The organism is Mesorhizobium carmichaelinearum (assembly GCF_900199455.1).
GTDB lineage: Bacteria > Pseudomonadota > Alphaproteobacteria > Rhizobiales > Rhizobiaceae > Mesorhizobium > Mesorhizobium carmichaelinearum.
Genome location: NZ_FZQR01000001.1, coordinates 691173 through 708697, shown reverse-complemented (window position 1 = coordinate 708697; position 17525 = coordinate 691173). Strand labels below are relative to the sequence as shown.

General features: G+C 63.9%; 14 protein-coding genes and 1 other RNA gene. 12 read left to right on the top strand and 3 right to left on the bottom strand.

Going from position 1 to position 17525, the window contains the following annotated elements; genetic code table 11:
• The first annotated feature begins 140 nt into the window (after positions 1-140).
• The 12 genes from ffs (at position 141) to CKW40_RS02940 (ending at position 11706) form a co-directional block, all read left to right on the top strand.
• An RNA gene (gene ffs / locus CKW40_RS02995) (signal recognition particle sRNA small type) lies at positions 141-237 on the top strand.
• 104 nt (positions 238-341) lie between these two features.
• Complete coding sequence (locus CKW40_RS02990; RefSeq protein WP_095198413.1) at positions 342-2147, top strand: DNA polymerase III subunit gamma/tau; 1806 nt, start codon at positions 342-344, stop codon at positions 2145-2147.
• Positions 2148-2170: 23 nt separating this feature from the next.
• Entirely contained in the window at positions 2171-2494 is a 324-nt protein-coding gene (locus tag CKW40_RS02985) for a YbaB/EbfC family nucleoid-associated protein (protein ID WP_095198412.1), read from the top strand.
• A gap of 75 nt (positions 2495-2569) precedes the next feature.
• Positions 2570-2974 carry a hypothetical protein gene (locus CKW40_RS02980; protein ID WP_095198411.1) on the top strand — a complete coding sequence of 135 codons (405 nt, stop codon included), beginning with the start codon at positions 2570-2572 and terminating at the stop codon, positions 2972-2974.
• A gap of 228 nt (positions 2975-3202) precedes the next feature.
• The gene (locus CKW40_RS02975) at positions 3203-4261 is read left to right on the top strand and encodes a cell wall hydrolase (RefSeq protein WP_095198410.1); all 1059 of its coding nucleotides are present in this window, start codon (positions 3203-3205) and stop codon (positions 4259-4261) included.
• 81 nt (positions 4262-4342) lie between these two features.
• Positions 4343-4948: a recombination mediator RecR gene (gene recR / locus CKW40_RS02970; protein WP_095198409.1), complete on the top strand. Its 606-nt coding sequence runs from the start codon at positions 4343-4345 to the stop codon at positions 4946-4948.
• A gap of 26 nt (positions 4949-4974) precedes the next feature.
• Entirely contained in the window at positions 4975-6228 is a 1254-nt protein-coding gene (locus tag CKW40_RS02965; protein ID WP_095198408.1) for a lytic murein transglycosylase, read from the top strand.
• Positions 6229-6489: 261 nt separating this feature from the next.
• The gene (locus tag CKW40_RS02960) at positions 6490-8133 is read left to right on the top strand and encodes an ABC transporter substrate-binding protein (RefSeq protein WP_095198407.1); all 1644 of its coding nucleotides are present in this window, start codon (positions 6490-6492) and stop codon (positions 8131-8133) included.
• A gap of 18 nt (positions 8134-8151) precedes the next feature.
• Positions 8152-9213 (top strand): ABC transporter permease, encoded by a 1062-nt coding sequence (locus CKW40_RS02955; RefSeq protein WP_095198406.1) that lies wholly within the window; start codon positions 8152-8154, stop codon positions 9211-9213.
• Positions 9210-10130: a nickel transporter permease gene (gene nikC / locus CKW40_RS02950; protein ID WP_095198405.1), complete on the top strand. Its 921-nt coding sequence runs from the start codon at positions 9210-9212 to the stop codon at positions 10128-10130. Before CKW40_RS02955 ends, nikC begins: the two co-directional genes overlap by 4 nt.
• Positions 10127-10960 (top strand): ABC transporter ATP-binding protein, encoded by an 834-nt coding sequence (locus CKW40_RS02945; RefSeq protein WP_095198404.1) that lies wholly within the window; start codon positions 10127-10129, stop codon positions 10958-10960. Before nikC ends, CKW40_RS02945 begins: the two co-directional genes overlap by 4 nt.
• Positions 10957-11706, top strand: coding sequence for an ABC transporter ATP-binding protein (locus tag CKW40_RS02940; protein WP_095198520.1), 750 nt, complete (start codon positions 10957-10959; stop codon positions 11704-11706). The genes CKW40_RS02945 and CKW40_RS02940 overlap by 4 nt, the downstream gene beginning before the upstream one ends.
• 371 nt (positions 11707-12077) lie before the next feature.
• On the opposite strand, the gene CKW40_RS02930 is transcribed toward CKW40_RS02940, so the two are convergent.
• From CKW40_RS02930 to CKW40_RS02920, 3 genes are read right to left on the bottom strand one after another with little or no spacing between them, the layout of a single operon-like run.
• Positions 12078-15176 (bottom strand): efflux RND transporter permease subunit, encoded by a 3099-nt coding sequence (locus CKW40_RS02930; RefSeq protein ID WP_095198403.1) that lies wholly within the window; start codon positions 15174-15176, stop codon positions 12078-12080.
• Positions 15176-16252: an efflux RND transporter periplasmic adaptor subunit gene (locus tag CKW40_RS02925; RefSeq protein WP_095198402.1), complete on the bottom strand. Its 1077-nt coding sequence runs from the start codon at positions 16250-16252 to the stop codon at positions 15176-15178. Before CKW40_RS02925 ends, CKW40_RS02930 begins: the two co-directional genes overlap by 1 nt.
• On the bottom strand, positions 16249-17385 hold the full coding sequence (locus tag CKW40_RS02920) for an efflux RND transporter periplasmic adaptor subunit (protein WP_095198401.1): 1137 nt from the start codon (positions 17383-17385) through the stop codon (positions 16249-16251). The genes CKW40_RS02925 and CKW40_RS02920 overlap by 4 nt, the downstream gene beginning before the upstream one ends.
• Positions 17386-17525 lie beyond the last annotated feature (140 nt).

Here is a 17525-nt window from a genome sequence, read left to right as displayed (position 1 = left end):
CGTTTCCTTGCTTTTCTTGGTTTATTCAAACCACGAACGCTAGAGCGGCTGCATCGGGGCTGCAAGCGAATCTCTTGTGTGATCGCGCCGATTTGCCTGCGCACTTGCATTTCGTCGCGCAATTGCCGATATGGACAGCGGGAGGTTGGTGGTGGACGATCCACTCGCCAACCGGGTCAGGTCCGGAAGGAAGCAGCCCTAACGAGCCCGGAACGGGTCATTGTTCCAGCCTCCCACCTCATCGGCCCTCCTCGCGACATTGACGACGCATTGCAGCGCGGGCGAGATTATGCGCAGGAATCGGCGCCTTTGGGCGCGGCCTTTTGGAGCTTAACGGGCGAATGAGCGAAGCCGGAAATTCGGGTACGGAAAAGGCTGCTGCCTACCGCGTGCTGGCGCGCAAATACCGTCCGTCGAATTTTTCCGAGCTGGTCGGCCAGGAGCCGATGGTGCGCACGCTCACCAACGCCTTTGCCACCGGCCGCATTGCCCAGGCCTGGATGCTGACCGGCGTGCGCGGTGTCGGCAAGACCACCACCGCGCGCATTCTGGCGCGGGCGCTGAACTACAGGACATCGACCGTTGACCAGCCCTCGGTCGACCTCGCCGTGCTCGGCGAGCATTGCCAGGCGATCATGGAAGGCCGCCATGTCGACGTCATCGAGATGGACGCCGCCTCGCACACCGGCATCGACGACATCAGGGACATCATCGAGCGCGTGCGCTACGCGCCGGTCTCGGCCCGCTACAAGGTCTACATCATCGACGAAGTGCACATGCTGTCGACGCAGGCCTTCAACGGCCTGCTGAAAACGCTGGAAGAGCCGCCGCCGCACGTCAAATTCATCTTCGCCACCACCGAAATCCGCAAGGTTCCGATCACCGTCCTGTCGCGCTGCCAGCGTTTTGACCTCAGGCGCATCGATGCCGGCGCGCTGGTCGCGCATCTCTCCTCGATCGCCGGCAAGGAAGGCATTTCGGTCGACGACGACGCGCTGGCGATGATCGCGCGCGCCGCCGAAGGTTCCGCCCGCGATTCGCTCTCCATCCTCGACCAGGCGATTGCCCACGGCGCCGGCTCCGTCAGCGCCGAGGCGGTACGGGCCATGCTGGGCCTGGCCGACCGCGCCCGTATCGTCGATCTGTTCGAACATGTGATGAAGGGCGATGTGGCGGCGGCACTCGCCGAGTTCCGCACGCAATACGACACCGGCGCCGATCCGGCCGCCGTGCTGACCGATCTTGCCGAGTTCAACCACCTCGTCACCCGGCTGCGTTTCGTGCCGACCGCCATGGACGACGCTTCGCTGTCGCAAGACGAGCGCCAGCGCGGCGCCGATTTCGCCAGGGCGCTGTCTGTTCGCGTGCTGTCGCGGACCTGGCAGATGCTGCTCAAGGGCATTCCCGAGGTGCAATCCTCCAACCGGCCGGTGAGTGCTGCCGAAATGGTGCTGATCCGGCTGGCGCATGCCGCCGACCTGCCGACGCTGGACGAGGCGTTGCGATCGCTTGAGGGCGCAGCGCCGGTCCAGAATGGCGCGCCGCGCTCGAACGGGGCACCGACTGGCCCCGGCAATGGCGGTGGTGCCAGTGCGGTGGCGGCGCAGACGCGCATGCCATCCGGGTCCGGTGGCGCACAGACCATGCGGCTGGTCGGGGCCACCCCCGCGCCGGCCGCCTTCGTCGCGCCGCCCGCGCCGGTGTCCGAGCCGCAGCAGGTGCCGGTCAGGTCTCTGGCCGACATTGTTGCCCTTGCCGACGCGCAGCGCGACATCGCCCTCAAGGTGCTGGTCAAGCGCTGCATCCGTCCCGTGCGCTTCGAGCCCGGTCGCATCGACGTCAACCTGACCGACGATGCGCCGAAGCTGCTGCTCAACGAGCTGACGACGAAACTGCGCGCCTGGACCGGCCGCAACTGGCTGGTGTCGCTGTCGAAGGAAGAGGGCGGCCAGACGTTGGCCGAAATGGAATCGACCAAGCGCGAAAACGCCTTCCTCGATGCCAAGAGCGATCCGACGGTTGCCGCTATCCTGGCGCGCTTTCCCGGCGCCAAGATCATCGACGTGCGCATTCCCGACGCGCCGGAGGCAGACACGACCGAGGCCGAAGTGCCGGTCGAGCCGCCGGCCGACGACGACGAGACCTGACAAACCAAGACAAGGACCGGACCATGAAAGATCTTCTCGGCCTGATGGGCAAGGCGAAGGAAATGCAGGCCAAATTCCAGGCCATGCAGGACGAGATCGCCACGGTCGAATCCGTCGGCCAGGCCGGCGGCGGCCTGGTCAGCGTCACCTTGAGCGGCAAGTTCGAGATGAAGGTGCTGAAGATCGATCCGTCGCTGTTCAAGGAGGACGATGTCGAGATCCTCGAGGACCTGATTCTGGCCGCCCATAATGACGCCAAGGCCAAGGTCGAGCAGATCATGCAGGAAAAGACCAAGGCGCTGACCGCCGGCCTGCCGATCCCGCCGGGAATGAAACTGCCGTTCTGATGCATGTCGCCCAAAAATGTGTAGCGGTTTTGGGTAAACGACATGCATGAAAGTTGAACTCAGCGGCGATGCGCCATGACCGAAGAGCCGTCCGAAAGACTGATCGAGCAGCGTATCCGCAACAGGATCTACGAGATTCTGGAAATTCTTGCCGATAGCGACGCTGGCGTCGATATCGTCGGCATCAAGGGTTATTTCCATCTGTTCGAGGATTTCGTGCACCGCCCGTCGATCGAGGCCGGCACGTCGGCGCTTTCGAAGGACGAGCGCGCGGTCGTGCTGGAAATCGCCGAATTCCTCGAGGCGGCCTCCGAAACAAATCCCGATTTCACCAAGGCCGAATTCATCGACAGCGACTGGCCGGGAAAGATCGCGCCGGCGGCCAGGGACGCGCGGGCGTTGTTTCTCCGGCGCGGCCTGTTTTCGGAGAAGGTCGAGGAGCTTGAGCCTCAGGAGGCCGCGATTGCGGCCGGGCGGTAGCGATTCCCGGAAAAACGTGACGCGATTTTCCCTCGGCAATTGCGGCGAAACCAAGAGACAGCGGTCATCGCTTTTGTGAAATGACGGCGCGATCTATCTGGAAAGCCTCGAATTTGTGCCTTTTCGGCAACAGTACGTTGTTAATAACGTTTTAGCCATCATTTTGCCCGAAAGTGTCTCATTCTTGCCGCAGCCCGGGGGCGGGTATCGAAGTGAGAGGGTAACCTGTTGATCGTCACGCGATGGAAGGCGCCGCTGTTGCTCGGCGTCATCACGTCTCCCCTGTTCCTGGCCGCCTGCAGCCAGACCACTTCGCACGGCATGTCCGTTGCAAGCCTGACCGATGCCATCACGCCGAGTTTCCTGACGTCGCGCGCCTCCAGCCACACGCCGAAGGACAGGGAGTGCCTGGAAAGGGCGATGTTCTTCGAATCCAACCGGTCGAGCCGTGACGGCATGATCGCGGTCGGCACCGTGGTGATGAACCGCTTGCGCTCCGGCAACCACGGCAGCACCATCTGTGACGTGGTGGGCGAGCCCGGCCAGTTCGCGCCGGGCGTCATGACCAGGCCGATGAATTCGCGCGCCATGCCCGATGTCGAGGAAGCCGCCGATGCCGTGCTCAAGGGCGAGCGCAAGGCCAAGCTGAAGAACACGATGTATTTCCACACCGCTGGCCTGCGCTTCCCCTACAAGAACATGCACTACACCATGGTCGCCGGCGGCAATGCCTTTTACGAAAAGCGCGGCCGCAACTGGCAGCCGTTGCCGGATGAGCCAATGGTTGCCTCGGTGGCGCCGCAAGTGGTGAAGCCCGCCGCGCCGGTGACGATGGTCGCCTCGGCCGAGCCGGTGAGCACGGCCAAAACGTCTCGCACCGCTCCGGCGCAACAGGTCTTTATGACCGCCTCGGTGGAGCCGACGCGTCCGGCCAAAACCGCTGTTCGCACCGCTCCGTCGCAGCAGGTCTTTATGACTGCTGCTGCGGAACCGACACGTCAGCCCAAGACCAAGACCGCTCCGGTCCAAGAGACTTATGTGACCGCGGCTGCGGCGCCCACGGCAAAGTCGGCGCGCGTAACCGCGAAGCAGACGATGGTCGCGATGCAGGAGCCGATGGAAGAACCGGATGCCGCCCGTTTCGGCGGAACTCTGAACACGAAGGTCATCTCTTCCGTTCAGGGCGCGCCGCAGGAAGCGGCGATGGGGTTCCAGTCGACGCCTGAGAACACCGACGCCATCGGTGCGATGATCGCCAGCCAGAGCCGACCGCTCGAGGTCAACTGATTCGCATCGCCACGGCTTCGCGTGGCAGTATGGCGACCATGGGATGTTTCAAAGCGCTCTGAAAAATCCTAGATCAGAGCGATGTCCAAGCGAATCGCCGGTCCCGAGATCGAACGCCTGATCCAGCTTCTGGCCAAGGTGCCGGGGCTTGGCCCCCGTTCGGCCAGGCGCGCCGCGCTGCATCTGATCAAGAAAAAGGAACAGTTGCTGTCGCCGCTCGCCGCCGCCATGGGCGAGGCCGCCGACAAGGTGCGCATCTGTTCCACTTGCGGCAATGTCGACACATCGGACCCCTGCATGATCTGCACCGATCCGCGCCGCGACGCCGCCACGCTGATCATCGTCGAGGATGTTTCCGACCTGTGGGCGCTCGAACGCGCTGCGGCGATGAACGTGCGCTACCATGTGCTCGGCGGCACGCTGTCGCCGCTCGACGGCATCGGCCCCGACCAGCTCAACATCCGCTCGCTGATCGACCGCGTTGCCGGCGGCGAGGTCAAGGAGATCATCATCGCCGTCAACGCCACGGTCGAGGGCCAGACCACCGCGCACTACCTCACCGACCAGCTGTCCGGCTTCGACATCAAGGTGACGAGGCTGGCGCACGGCGTGCCGGTCGGCGGTGAGCTCGACTATCTCGACGAGGGGACGCTCGCCGCCGCGCTGCGCTCGCGGACGGCATTTTGACAAAGTTGCTGGAAAGGGTGCGGATCATGATTGTTGCGCGTCCTCTCAGATTGGCTCTGCTTTGCTTTCTTGCAGCCCTCCTCGCCGTCATCTGCGCCGCCCCCGCCTCCGCCGCCAAGATCGACGACCAGTTCAGCGCCTGGCTGCAGAACGATCTATGGCCCGAGGCCAAGGTCAAAGGCATCTCCAAACAGACTTTTGACGCCGCCTTCGACGGCATAAAGCCCAATCTGAAACTGCCCGACCTTGTCATGCCCGGCGAGAAGCCGAAGACACCGCAGAAGCAACATCAGGCCGAGTTCGGCTCGCCCGGCGCCTATTTCGCCGAGAAGACGATTCGTGCGGTGACATCGGGCGGCCGCGCGCGCGAAGCGACCAACGCCACGACGCTGGCCGCGATCGAAAAGCGCTACGGCGTGCCCGGCGAAATCCTTCTGGCGATCTGGGGCCGCGAGACCGGCTTCGGCGCGGCGAAGATGCCTTACGACGCTTTCGAGGTGCTGGGCACCAAGGCGTTCATGTCGACGAAGAAGGATTTCTTCCGCATCGAGCTGCTGGCCGCGCTGGAAATCGTCCAACGCGGCCTGGCCCCGGTCGGCGCAATGAAATCGTCCTGGGCCGGTGCGCTTGGCCAGCCGCAATTCATGCCGACTTCTTTCCTCAAGCATGCCGTGGATTTCGACGGCGACGGACGCGTCGACATCTGGAACTCGACGCCCGACGTTCTCGCCTCGATCGCCAACTATCTCGTCCACTATGGCTGGGTGAGGGGGCGCGGCTGGGGTTTCGAGGTGACAGTGCCCGACAGTGTCTCCTGCTCGCTGGAAGGCCCCGATCAAGGCAAGAAGATTTCCGAGTGGGCTGGTATGGGTATCAAGCGCGTCGGCGGAAAGCCGTTTCCGCCGAGCGAGCTGAAGGCGGAGGGCTTCCTGCTGATGCCGGCCGGCCGCAGCGGTCCGGCGTTCATCGCCACCCCCAATTTCTACGTGCTGAAGGAATACAACACCAGCGACCTCTACGCGCTGTTCATCGGCCATGGTGCGGACCGCATTGCACATGGCGACCAGACTTTTTCCGGCAGCTGGGGACCGGTCGGCGATCTCCACCGTTCCGACATTGCCGGCTTGCAACGGGCGCTGGAAGCCAAGGGCTATGATGTCGGCAGCGCCGACGGCCTGCCCGGCTTCAAGACCCGCCGTTCGATCGGCAAGTGGCAGGCCAAGAATGGCCAGGCAGCGACTTGCTTTCCCGATGCCAGCCTGGTCGCCGCGCTGAAATAGCTCAAAAATTAGCAGATTTTTCTCGTTCGACGGCCTCGATTGACCGGCCTGTGCGTCGACGCGCCGCCGGCCATTCTGCTCCAATGGGCCGTCGCATAAATGCTCGTTGCCGGCCATGAGGCCGCCGGATATGCTGTTGACCAATTGGACAAAAACCACGACGGTAAGGGGCTAGAGGGCCGTCGTTTGGCCTCGACAAGAATTCTGCAACCCTGAGCCGGGAACTCAGGTCAACAACCAACAAAACAGGGAACAATCACCATGATGATGGAAAAGTTTGCTCTACGATCCCGCGTCCTGCTTGCGGGCGCAGCTATGTCGGCGCTGCTTCTGGCCGGCGCGCCGGCCGGCGCGGTCACGCCTGCCGACACGCTGGTCGAAGGTTTCGCCATCGACGACATCATCACCATGGATCCGGGCGAGGCGTTCGAATTGTCGACCGCCGAAGTCACCGGCAACACCTATGACCTGCTGGTCCGCCTCGACCTCAGCGACACCTCCAAGGTCAAGCCCGATCTCGCCGAAAGCTGGACCGTCTCGGACGATGGCTTGACCTACACGTTCAAGCTCAAGCCCGGCCTGAAATTCGCCTCGGGCAATCCGATCACCGCGGCCGATGTCGCCTATTCCTTCGAGCGCGCCGTCAAGCTGGACAAGAGCCCGGCCTTCATCATCGAACAGTTCGGCATCAGCGGCGACAACGTTGCCGACAAGGCCAAGGCCGTCGACGATACCACCTTCCAGTTCACCGTCGACAAGGCCTACGCGCCGAGCTTCGTCTTGAACTGTCTGTCGGCAACGGTCGCATCGGTCGTCGATAGCAAGCTGGTCAAAGAACACGTCGTCAAAGCAGCGCCCACCGCGGACTACAAATGGGACAACGACTTCGGCAATGCCTGGCTGAAGACCGGCTATGCCGGTTCCGGCGCTTACAAGCTGCGTGAATGGCGTGCCAACGAAGCCGTCGTCATGGAGCGCAACGACAACTATCATGGCGAGAAGGCCAAGCTTGCCCGCGTCATCTATCGCAACATGAAGGAAAGCTCGGCCCAGCGTCTGGCGCTGGAAGCCGGCGACATCGACGTTGCCCGCAATCTCGAGCCGAACGACCTCGACGCCATCGCCAAGAACGCCGACCTCACCTCGACCAGCGCGCCGAAGGGCACGGTCTATTACATCAGCCTGAACCAGAAGAACCCCAACCTCGCAAAGCCCGAGGTTCGTCAGGCCTTCAAATATCTGGTCGACTATGATGCGCTGAGCTCGACCATCCTCAAGGGCATTGGCGAAATCCACCAATCCTTCCTGCCCAAGGGTGACCTTGGCGCCGTGGACGACAACCCGTTCAAGCTCGATGTCGCCAAAGCCAAGGAACTGCTGGCCAAGGCCGGCCTGCCGGACGGCTTCAGCGTGACCATGGATGTGCGCACCGGCCAGCCGACCACCGGCATGGCGGAATCGATCCAGCAGACACTGGGTCAGGCCGGCATCAAGCTGGAGATCATCCCCGGCGACGGCAAGCAGACGCTGACCAAGTACCGCGCCCGCAACCACGACATCTATATCGGCAATTGGGGCCAGGACTATTTCGATCCGAACTCCAACGCCCAGACCTTTGCCTCGAACCCGGACAATTCGGATGCCGGCAAGTCCCACACGCTTGCCTGGCGCAATTCCTGGGACATTCCGGACCTGACCAAGGAAACGGAAGCGGCGCTGCTGGAGAAGGATGCCGGCAAGCGAGCCGACATGTACAAGGATCTGCAGAAGAAGATCCTCGACACCAGCCCCTTCGTCATCATCCATCAGCAATTGGAAGTGGCCGGCCTGCGCAAGAACCTCAAGGGCTTCGCGCTCGGCCCGAGCTTCGATAGCAACTTCGTCGGGCCGGTCTCCAAGGAATAGTGCCCGCGGACGCGCCGCATGAGCGCGGTTGAAAACGAAAGCGGGCGCGGTGGCGCCCGCGCCGTCGCTATTGCGTCGGCGATCGGCCGTTTCCTGGTCATCGCGGTGACGACCTATCTTGGTCTGCTCGCGGTCACCTTCTTCATCGGCCGTGTCATCCCGATTGATCCGGTTCTGGCGGTGCTCGGCGATCGGGCGCCTCTCAATGTCGTCGAGCGCACGCGCCGCGAGATGGGTCTCGACCTGCCGCTGGTCGAGCAGTTCTACATCTATGTGAAAAATGCCCTGAGCGGCGATTTCGGCACCTCGGTACTGACCACCAACCCGGTCATGACCGACATCCGCCGCGCGCTGCCGGCAACCACGGAACTGGCGACGCTGGGGACGCTGATCGGCGCGCTGTTCGGCGTGCCGCTGGGCGTGCTGGCCGCCGTCAAGCGCGGCAGCATCATCGACCAGATCGTCCGCGTCATCGGCCTGATCGGCTATTCCGTGCCGATCTTCTGGTTAGGCTTGCTGGGCTTGGTGCTGTTCTATGCCAAATTGCAATGGGTGGCTTTTCCGGCACGGCTCGATGTCGTCTACGAATACACCTTCACGCCGATCACCGGTTTCTACCTTCTCGATTCGGCGATGCAGGGTCAGTGGGATGTCTTCTGGGATGCCTTCCGGCACATCATCCTGCCGGCCTCGCTGCTCGGCTATTTCTCGCTCGCCTATATCAGCCGCATGACGCGCTCGTTCATGCTCAACGAGCTCGCCCAGGAATACATCGTCGCCGCGCGCGCCAAGGGTCTGTCGGAAACCCGCATTATCTGGGGCCACGCGCTACGCAACGCCGCCGTGCCGATGGTCACGGTGATCGCGCTGTCCTATGCCGGGCTGCTCGAAGGCTCGGTGCTGACCGAGACCGTCTTCTCCTGGCCGGGCATCGGCCTCTACATCACCAACTCGCTGCAGAATGCCGACATGAACGCCGTGCTCGGTGGCACCATCGTCATCGGCTCGGTGTTCATAGGCATCAATCTCTTGTCCGATCTTCTCTACCGCGTGCTCGATCCGAGGACGAAGACAGGATGAGCACAGACACCATCCAGAGTCGGCGCGACTGGCTGCTCAGCGAGCGGCCGGCCTCGCGCATGCAGGCAAGGCTCGGCCGCGCCTATGTCGCGTGGCGACGTTTTTCCGCCAACCGGCTGGCCTTTGTCGGCCTGCTGATCATCATCGCCCTGCTGGTCATTGCCGCCCTTGCCGGCGTGCTGGCGCCCTATTCGCCGACCTTCGGCGATCTGAAGAACGCGCGGCTGTTGGCGCCGAGTGCTGAGCACTGGTTCGGCACAGACGACCTTGGCCGCGATATCCTGTCGCGCATCCTCTACGGCTCGCGCTGGACGCTCTATGTCGTCATCCTGGTTGCCATTATCGCCGCCCCCATCGGATTGCTGGTCGGCACCGTCGCCGGTTATGCCGGCGGCTGGACCGATGCCATCCTGATGCGCATCACCGACATCTTCCTCGCCTTTCCGAAGCTGGTTCTGGCGTTGGCCTTCGTCGCGGCGCTCGGCCCCGGCATCGAAAACGCGGTGCTGGCGATAGCCATCACCTCTTGGCCGCCTTATGCCCGCATCGCGCGCGCCGAAACGCTGACGGTGCGCAATTCCGATTACATCAAGGCGGTGCAACTGATGGGCGCTTCGCCCTTCCGCATCGTGCTGCGCCACATCATGCCGCTCTGCATTTCCTCGCTGATCGTCCGCGTGACGCTTGACATGGCCGGCATCATCCTCACCGCCGCCGGCCTCGGCTTCCTCGGCCTCGGCGCGCAGCCGCCGCTGCCTGAATGGGGCACCATGATTGCCTCCGGCCGCCGCTTCATCCTCGACCAATGGTGGGTGGCCGGCGCCCCTGGCTTCGCTATCCTCATCGTCAGTCTCGGCTTCAACCTGCTCGGCGACGGCCTGCGTGACGCCCTCGATCCCCGCAGTGGTGACCAATGAGCACGCTTCTCGACGTTGAGGATCTGCGTGTCACCTTCCCGACCCGCACCGGGCTGATCGAGGCGGTGCGCGGCGTGTCCTTCTCGCTCGGCCGCGAAAGGCTCGGCATCGTCGGCGAGAGCGGCTCGGGCAAGTCGCAGACCGGCCGCGCCATCATGGGTCTGACGCCGCCGCAGGCCCGGATATCGGCGAAGAAATTGGCCTTCGACGGCATCGACCTGCTCGGCATCTCGCCACGTGAACGCCGGGCGTTGCGGGGCAACCGCATCGCCATGATCCTGCAGGATCCGAAATATTCGCTCGACCCGGTGATGAGCATCGGCCGGCAGATCGTCGAAACGCTGCGCACCCATGAGAAAGTCTCGAAGGCAGAGGCACGCGAGCGCGCGCTGGCCATGCTGGAAGCGGTGCAGATCCGCGATCCCAAACGCGTCTTCGACCTGCACCCGCACGAAGTCTCCGGCGGCATGGGCCAGCGTGCCATGATTGCCATGATGCTGATCGCCGGGCCGGAAATGATGATCGCCGACGAGCCGACCTCGGCGCTCGACGTTACCGTACAGCTCGACGTCCTGGGCATCCTCGACCGACTGGTCAGCGACCGCGGCATGGGGCTGATCTTCATCTCGCACGATCTGCGTCTGGTCTCGTCCTTCTGCGACCGCGTCATCGTCATGTATGCCGGCAAGGTGGTCGAGCAGCTCAAGGCCTCCGAACTCGGCCAGGCCCAGCATCCCTACACGCGCGGCCTGCTCAACTGCATGCCCAGGATCGGCTTCGAACGTCACCCGCTGCCGGTGCTCGACCGCAAGCCGGAGTGGGCGGCATGACGGCAGCGATCACCGTCGACGGGCTGGAAGTGATCTTCGACCGCTTTCGCGCGCTGAAGGGCGTCAGCCTCGAAGTCAGGTCAGGCGAATCCTTCGGCCTTGTCGGCGAATCCGGTTCCGGCAAATCGACGCTGCTGAGGGCAATCGCTGGGCTCGCGCCGGTCGCATCGGGCAGCATCACCGTCAATGGCAAGACACTTGGCGCGCGTCGCGACAAGGCCTTTTACCGCGAGGTGCAGATGGTCTTCCAGGACCCGTATGGCTCGCTGCACCCACGCCAGACCGTCGACCGCCTGCTGCAGGAGCCGCTTGCCATCCACGGCTTTGCCGATGGCGAAAAGCGCATCGAACGCGCGCTCGACGAAGTTGGCCTCGGCAACGGTTTTCGCTTCCGCTACGCACACCAATTGTCGGGCGGCCAGCGCCAGCGCGTGGCGATCGCGCGTGCGCTGATCCTCGAGCCGTCCATCCTGCTGCTCGACGAGCCAACCTCGGCGCTCGATGCCTCGGTGCAGGCCGAAGTGCTCAACCTGCTGGAAGAAGTCCGCCGGCGGCGCAAGCTGACCTTCCTGATGGTCAGCCACGACCTCGCCATCATCACCCATATGTGCGAGCGGCTGATGGTGATGCAAAGCGGCGAGGCGGTTGAGAATCTCACGGCCGCCCAACTTGTCGCGCACCGCGTGACCGAGGATTATACGCGGAATCTGCTCCGGGCCAGCGAGGGGTTTGTGAGAACTGCTTGAAATCTTCTGGCCGCCCACATGACCAACTGGTTCGAGGAATTCCCATGGGGGAATGGAAGTTTGCAGACCCACCCAATGTCGCGGTGTTTTTTGGACAGAGGCATAGTCACCCGCGGTGATTGGATAGCATACGTCTCGCATGACGATGACGACGGCAGCTGGCAATTTCACAACAGCGAAACAGGTCCTGTCAACGATGGCGACATAATGATCGTTAGCTTGCAAACGTTGTGCAGCGGGATGAAAGCATCTTGGCTTTAGCCGACTTGCCGGAAGGCTGGCACGCCTGGCGCAGCTCAAAATCGTCACCGTGGCAGCGCGCCAAATCGCGCCCTGTAGCCTTCAACGACAATGAGTAATCCGGCAAAGCCTTAAGTCTGAGCTGGTACGGGTTTGCTGGCTTCCCAAACCAGGGCCCCGTCTCGACCTTTCGGCTCCTTGATCCTGAACCACGTGACATAAAGCGCCGGCAGGAACAGCAGCGTGATCGCGGTGCCCGCGATGATGCCGCCCATCATCGCGTAGGCCATCGGCCCCCAGAACACTTCGCGCGCGATCGGGATCAGCGCGAGGCTCGCCGCCGCCGCCGTCAGCGCGATCGGCCGCATGCGGTGTTCGGTTGCCTCGATGACGGCGGCCCAGCGGTCCTTGCCCTCCCGGACAAGATCCTCGATCTGCACGATCAGGATGACCGAGTTGCGGATCAGGATGCCGATCAGTGCCAGCACGCCGAGGATGGCGACGAAGCCGAGTGGTGCGCCGCTCGGCACCAGGGCCGCGACCACGCCGATCAGCCCGAGCGGTGCCACCGCCACCACCAGGAACAGGCGCTGGAAGCTCTGCAACTGGATCATCAGGATGGTCGCCATGACGAACAGCATCAGCGGCACCACTGCGGCGATCGGTCCCTGGCTTTTGGCGCTTTCCTCGACCGAGCCCGCAGTCTGGACGGAATAGCCGGGCGGCAGCTTGGCGATGAAGGCGTCGACCGATGGCTTCAACTCGTTGACGACGGTGGCCGGCAGCACATCGCCAACCAGCCCGGCGCGTACGGTGATCGTCGGAATGCGGTTGCGCCGCCACACCGTCGGCTGTTCGAGGTCGTAGCGGAAGTTGGCGACCGCCGCGAGCGGGATCGCCTCGCCGGTGCTGGTCGGCAGCTGCAAGTTCTGCAGCGTGTCGATCGAACCGCGTTCGGCATCGCGTGAACGCGCCACGACATTGATCAGATAGGTGGCGTCGCGCACCTGCGTGATGGTGGCACCGCCGACCGTGCTGTTCAACGCGCTGGCGATGTCGGAGGAGGTGATGCCGAGTTGCCGTGCCTTGTCCTGCAGCACGTCGACCCTCAGCACGCGCTGCGGCTCGTTCCAGTCGAAAGTCGGCGCCGCCAGTTTTGGATTGGCCGAGATCAGGCCGGCGACTTGCTGCGCCAGCTCCCGCACCGTCTGAATGTCGGGGCCGCCGACACGGTACTGCACGGGACGGCCGACCGGCGGCCCGAGTTCGAGCGGCTTGACGTAGGCGTCGGTGCCGACGAACTCCTCACGCAACAATTTCTCCAGCACCGGCTTGATCCGGTTACGGGCCTCGATGCTCTTGGTCACGATCACCGTCTGGCCGAAATAGGGATTGGCAGGCTGCACGTCGAAGGCGAGCAGGAAGCGCACCGCACCCTGGCCGATATAGGACGAGAAATGGTCGATGTCGGGGTTGCCGGCCAGCGCCCGCCCTTCGAAACGCTCGATCTGGTCGCGCGTCTCGGTGATCGACGAGTTCTGCGGCAGGTTCCAGTCGACGATCAGCTCCGGCCGGTCGGAAGGCGGAAAGAACTGCTGCTGGACGAGGCCGAAGCCGGCTATCGAGGCGGCAAACAACAGCACGGTGGCGATGATGGTCAGCCAGTGATGTCGCACGGAGCCCAGGAGCACGCGCCGAAACAGGCTGGTGAAGCGGCCGGGTTTGTCGTGATGCTGCTGCTTCATCGTGGCCGGCAGGATGGTGACGCCGAGCAGCGGCGCAAACAGCACCGCCACAATCCATGACACCAAAAGCGAAACCGCGATGACGACGAACAGCGTGAAGGTGTATTCGCCGGCGGCGCTGTTGTTGAGACCGATTGGGATGAAGCCGGCGACCGTCACCAGCGTGCCGGTCAGCATCGGGAAGGCGGTCGAGGTGTAGACGTACGTCGCCGCCTTGCGCAGATTGTCGCCGACCTCCAGCCGCGCCACCATCATCTCGACCGCGATCATCGCGTCGTCGACCAGCAGGCCGAGCGCGATGATCAGCGCACCCAGCGAAATACGCTGCAGCGAGATGCCGAGATAGGCCATGACCGTGAAGGTGATGGCAAGAACCAGCGGGATCGACAGCGCCACGACGAAGCCGGCGCGCATGCCAAGGCTGATGAAGGACACCGCGAGCACGATGGCGACCGCCTCGGCCAGCGCCCGGGTGAAGCCCGAAACCGCTTCCTCGACGATGACAGGCTGGTCGGCGACCAGATGCACGCCGACGCCGACCGGTAGGTCGCTCAGCACCTCTTTCATTTCCTTTTCCAGCGCCGCGCCAAATTCGAGCAGATTGGCGTTGGGCTTCATGCCGATGGCCAGCCCGATCGCATCCTGGCCGTTGAAGCGGAACAGCGACGTCGGCGGATCGGCATAGCCGCGCCGGATCGTCGCCACGTCGCTCAGCCGGAAGAAGCGATCGTTGACGCGCAGATTGATGCCGCGCAGGCTGTCCTCCGAGGTGAACTGGCCGCCGACGCGGACGCTGACACGCTCGGGCCCGGATTCGACGACACCCGACGGCGTGATGGCGTTCTGTGCCTGCAGGCTCGCCACGATCGCTTGCTGGTTGAGGCCGAGGGCTGCGATCTGACGGGTCGAGAATTCGAGATAGATGGCTTCGTCCTGCGCGCCCACCAGATCGACCTTGCCGGCGTTGGGCACGGCCAGGATCCTGGTCCTGACATCCTCGACATAGTCGCGCAGTTGGCGCGGCGTCAGCCCGTCCGAGGTGAAGGCGTAGATATTGCCGTAGACGTCGCCGAAGCGGTCGTTGAAGAACGGCCCCTGCACGCCTTGCGGAAACTGCGCCTTGATGTCGTTGACCATGTTGCGCACCTGAATCCAGTTCGGCACGACATCGCGCGCCTTGGTGGTGTCCTTCAGGTTGACGAAGATGACGGTCTGGCCGGCGGTGGTGACTGATCTGGTGAAGTCGAGGCTGTCGAGCTCCTCGGGTTTCTTCTCGATGCGATCGGTGACCTGTTGCAATGTCTCCTTGACCGACGCGCCCGGCCAGTTGGCCTGGATGATCATCGTCTTGATGGTGAAGTTGGGGTCTTCCTCACGGCCGAGATTGAGGTAGGAGAAGATGCCAGCCACCACGAAGACCAGCATGAAATACCAGACCATGGAACGGTGGCCGAGCGCCCAGTCGGAGAGATTGAAGCCCTTCATCAGACGCCGCCCTCCGGCACTTTGACTTTCTGGCCTTCGCTCAGACTGTGGACGCCCGCCGTGACCACGCGCATGCCGGCTTCAAGCCCTTCGGCGACCGTGAAGGTTTCGCCATTCTTCGAGGCGACCTTGATGTCGCGCGCGCTCACGCTCGATGTCTGCGGATCGACAATCCACACCTTGTCAGAACCGTTCTTTTCCAGCAGCGCCGAGATGGGCAGTTCGATCGTCGGCACCACCTTGGTCATGCGGGTCGCCGTCACCGTCGAGCCGAGCCGGAAGGCCTGCGGCGGGTCGGTGAGCGCGAGCTTGACGCGCCGGGTGCGTGTCGAGCCCTCGGCCTGCGGCGCGATCTCGCGCAGCTTGGCCTGGGTCTCGATCGTCGGCAGCGATTGCAGGATGACCTGGAACGGCGTGCCGGCCGTGAGATCGCCGGTCAGCTGATCGGGGATATCGACCACCGCCTCGCGCAGATCCGACCGCGCCACGGTGACGACCGTCTGGCCGGCCGAGACCGTCTGCCCGACCTCGGCGCCGACAGCGGTGACGACACCATCGAAATCCGAGAACAGCCTGGCATAGCCAAGCTGCTCCTGCGATTTGGCCTGCGCAGCCTTGGCCCGTTCGACATTGGCTTCCGCTGCTTTGCGTGCCTGCTGCGCGGCATCGAAGACGGCCTGCGTGGTGTTGGCCGCGGCGAGCAGCTGGCGCTGACGCTCCTCGCTGGCGGCGGCATTGGCGAACTGTGCTTCGGCATTGGAGAGCTCGGCCGTGGCTGCTTGCACCGCCAGCTCCAGCGCGGTCGGGTCGAGCGCGGCGATCGTCGTGCCCTTGCTGACGATGTCGCCGACCTTGACGTCGCGCGAGACGACCCGGCCGAGCAGGCGGAAGGCGAGGTCGGCGCTGATCTGCGGCTCGATCGAGCCGGCAAAGCCGAAGGTCTGCGAAGTCTGCGGCTCGACCACGACCGACAGCACCGGCCGGATGATCTCCGGCGGCTTTTCGTCCGATTTCGAGCAGGCGGCGAGCGCGCCAACCGCGAACAGGCCAAGCACGATGCGCGGCAACCGGTTCATTGGCCCGCCCCCGATATCTCGACCGTCTGGCCGGGACTGAGCAACTGCCCGCCTGCGGTCACGACGTTTTGGCCTTCGTTCAGCCCGCCGGCGATGACGACCGTGCCCGAATTGAAGGCCAGCACCTCGACCGGCGTCACCGCCACTGCCTTGGTCGAGGGATCTACGATCCAGACCGCTGGTTTGCCGGCGCTGGACGTCAGCGCCTGCCAGGGCAACAGGATCGCCTTCGTCGGCTTGGCGCTGACCGAGCCGATGACGGCCGCCCCCAGCGGCATGCCGGCCGGTGTATCGGGAATGCCGATCTTGACCCGGATCGAACCGGAGGTCTGGTCGACCGCCGGCGCGATTTCGCGCACCGTGCCTTTTGCCCGGACCTGCGGGTCGGACAACAGCGTGATCGTCACCGCCGGCGAGGGCGGCGTCCTGGCGACCAGCGTCTCCTGCACGTTGAACACCGCGTCGCGGTCGCCGTCCTCGGCGACGGTGAAGACGGTTTGCGCCGCTTGCACCACCTGGCCGGTTTCGACCTGGCGGGCGGTGATGACACCGGGCGCACCGGCCTTGAGCTCGGTGAAGGACAGGTTTTGCTGGGCATTGGCGAATGCGCTCTGCGCGGCGTCGACGCTGCCTTGCGCGACCTTCAGCGCCTGGTCGGCGGCGTCATAGTCGCGCCTGGTGGTGAAACCCTGGGCAAGCAGCGTCTTCTGCCGCTCGAAGGCGGCGGCGGACTGGGTCAGCTGCGCCTGTGCTGCGTCAAGATCGGCCTGTGCCGAGCGCAGATCGGATTGCTGCTCCTGCGGATCGATGCGAGCAAGCACGGCGCCCTTGTCGACGTGCTGGCCGACATCGACAAGCCGCTCGGCGACGCGGCCACCGACCCGGAACGACAGATTGTTCAGCGTGCGCGCCGCGATCACCCCGGTCAGCGAGGTCCTCGGGGCATAGTCTGCCATCGCCACAGTTTCGGTGCGCACCATGACCGGCAGTTTCTTGTCCGCCACTTCCTGCTTCTGGCAACCGGCCAGCAGCAAGACGGCTGCGCAGACGCACGCCGAGGCGATTGGAAAAGACAAAAGGCTGGAGGTTTTGACGGATGGCGACGAGACGGACGATGTCGCGTTCCTGCTCATGGGCTCCCCCAGCCGCGGCCGCTCGCTGACAGCGATGCCTCGCGCGATGCCAGGAGGATAGTCGATCTCCGGAAAAAGGAAACCGGTCTCGTACGCGTATCGGATGACTGGTTAAGGAGGCAGCGAGATCAGGCCCAATC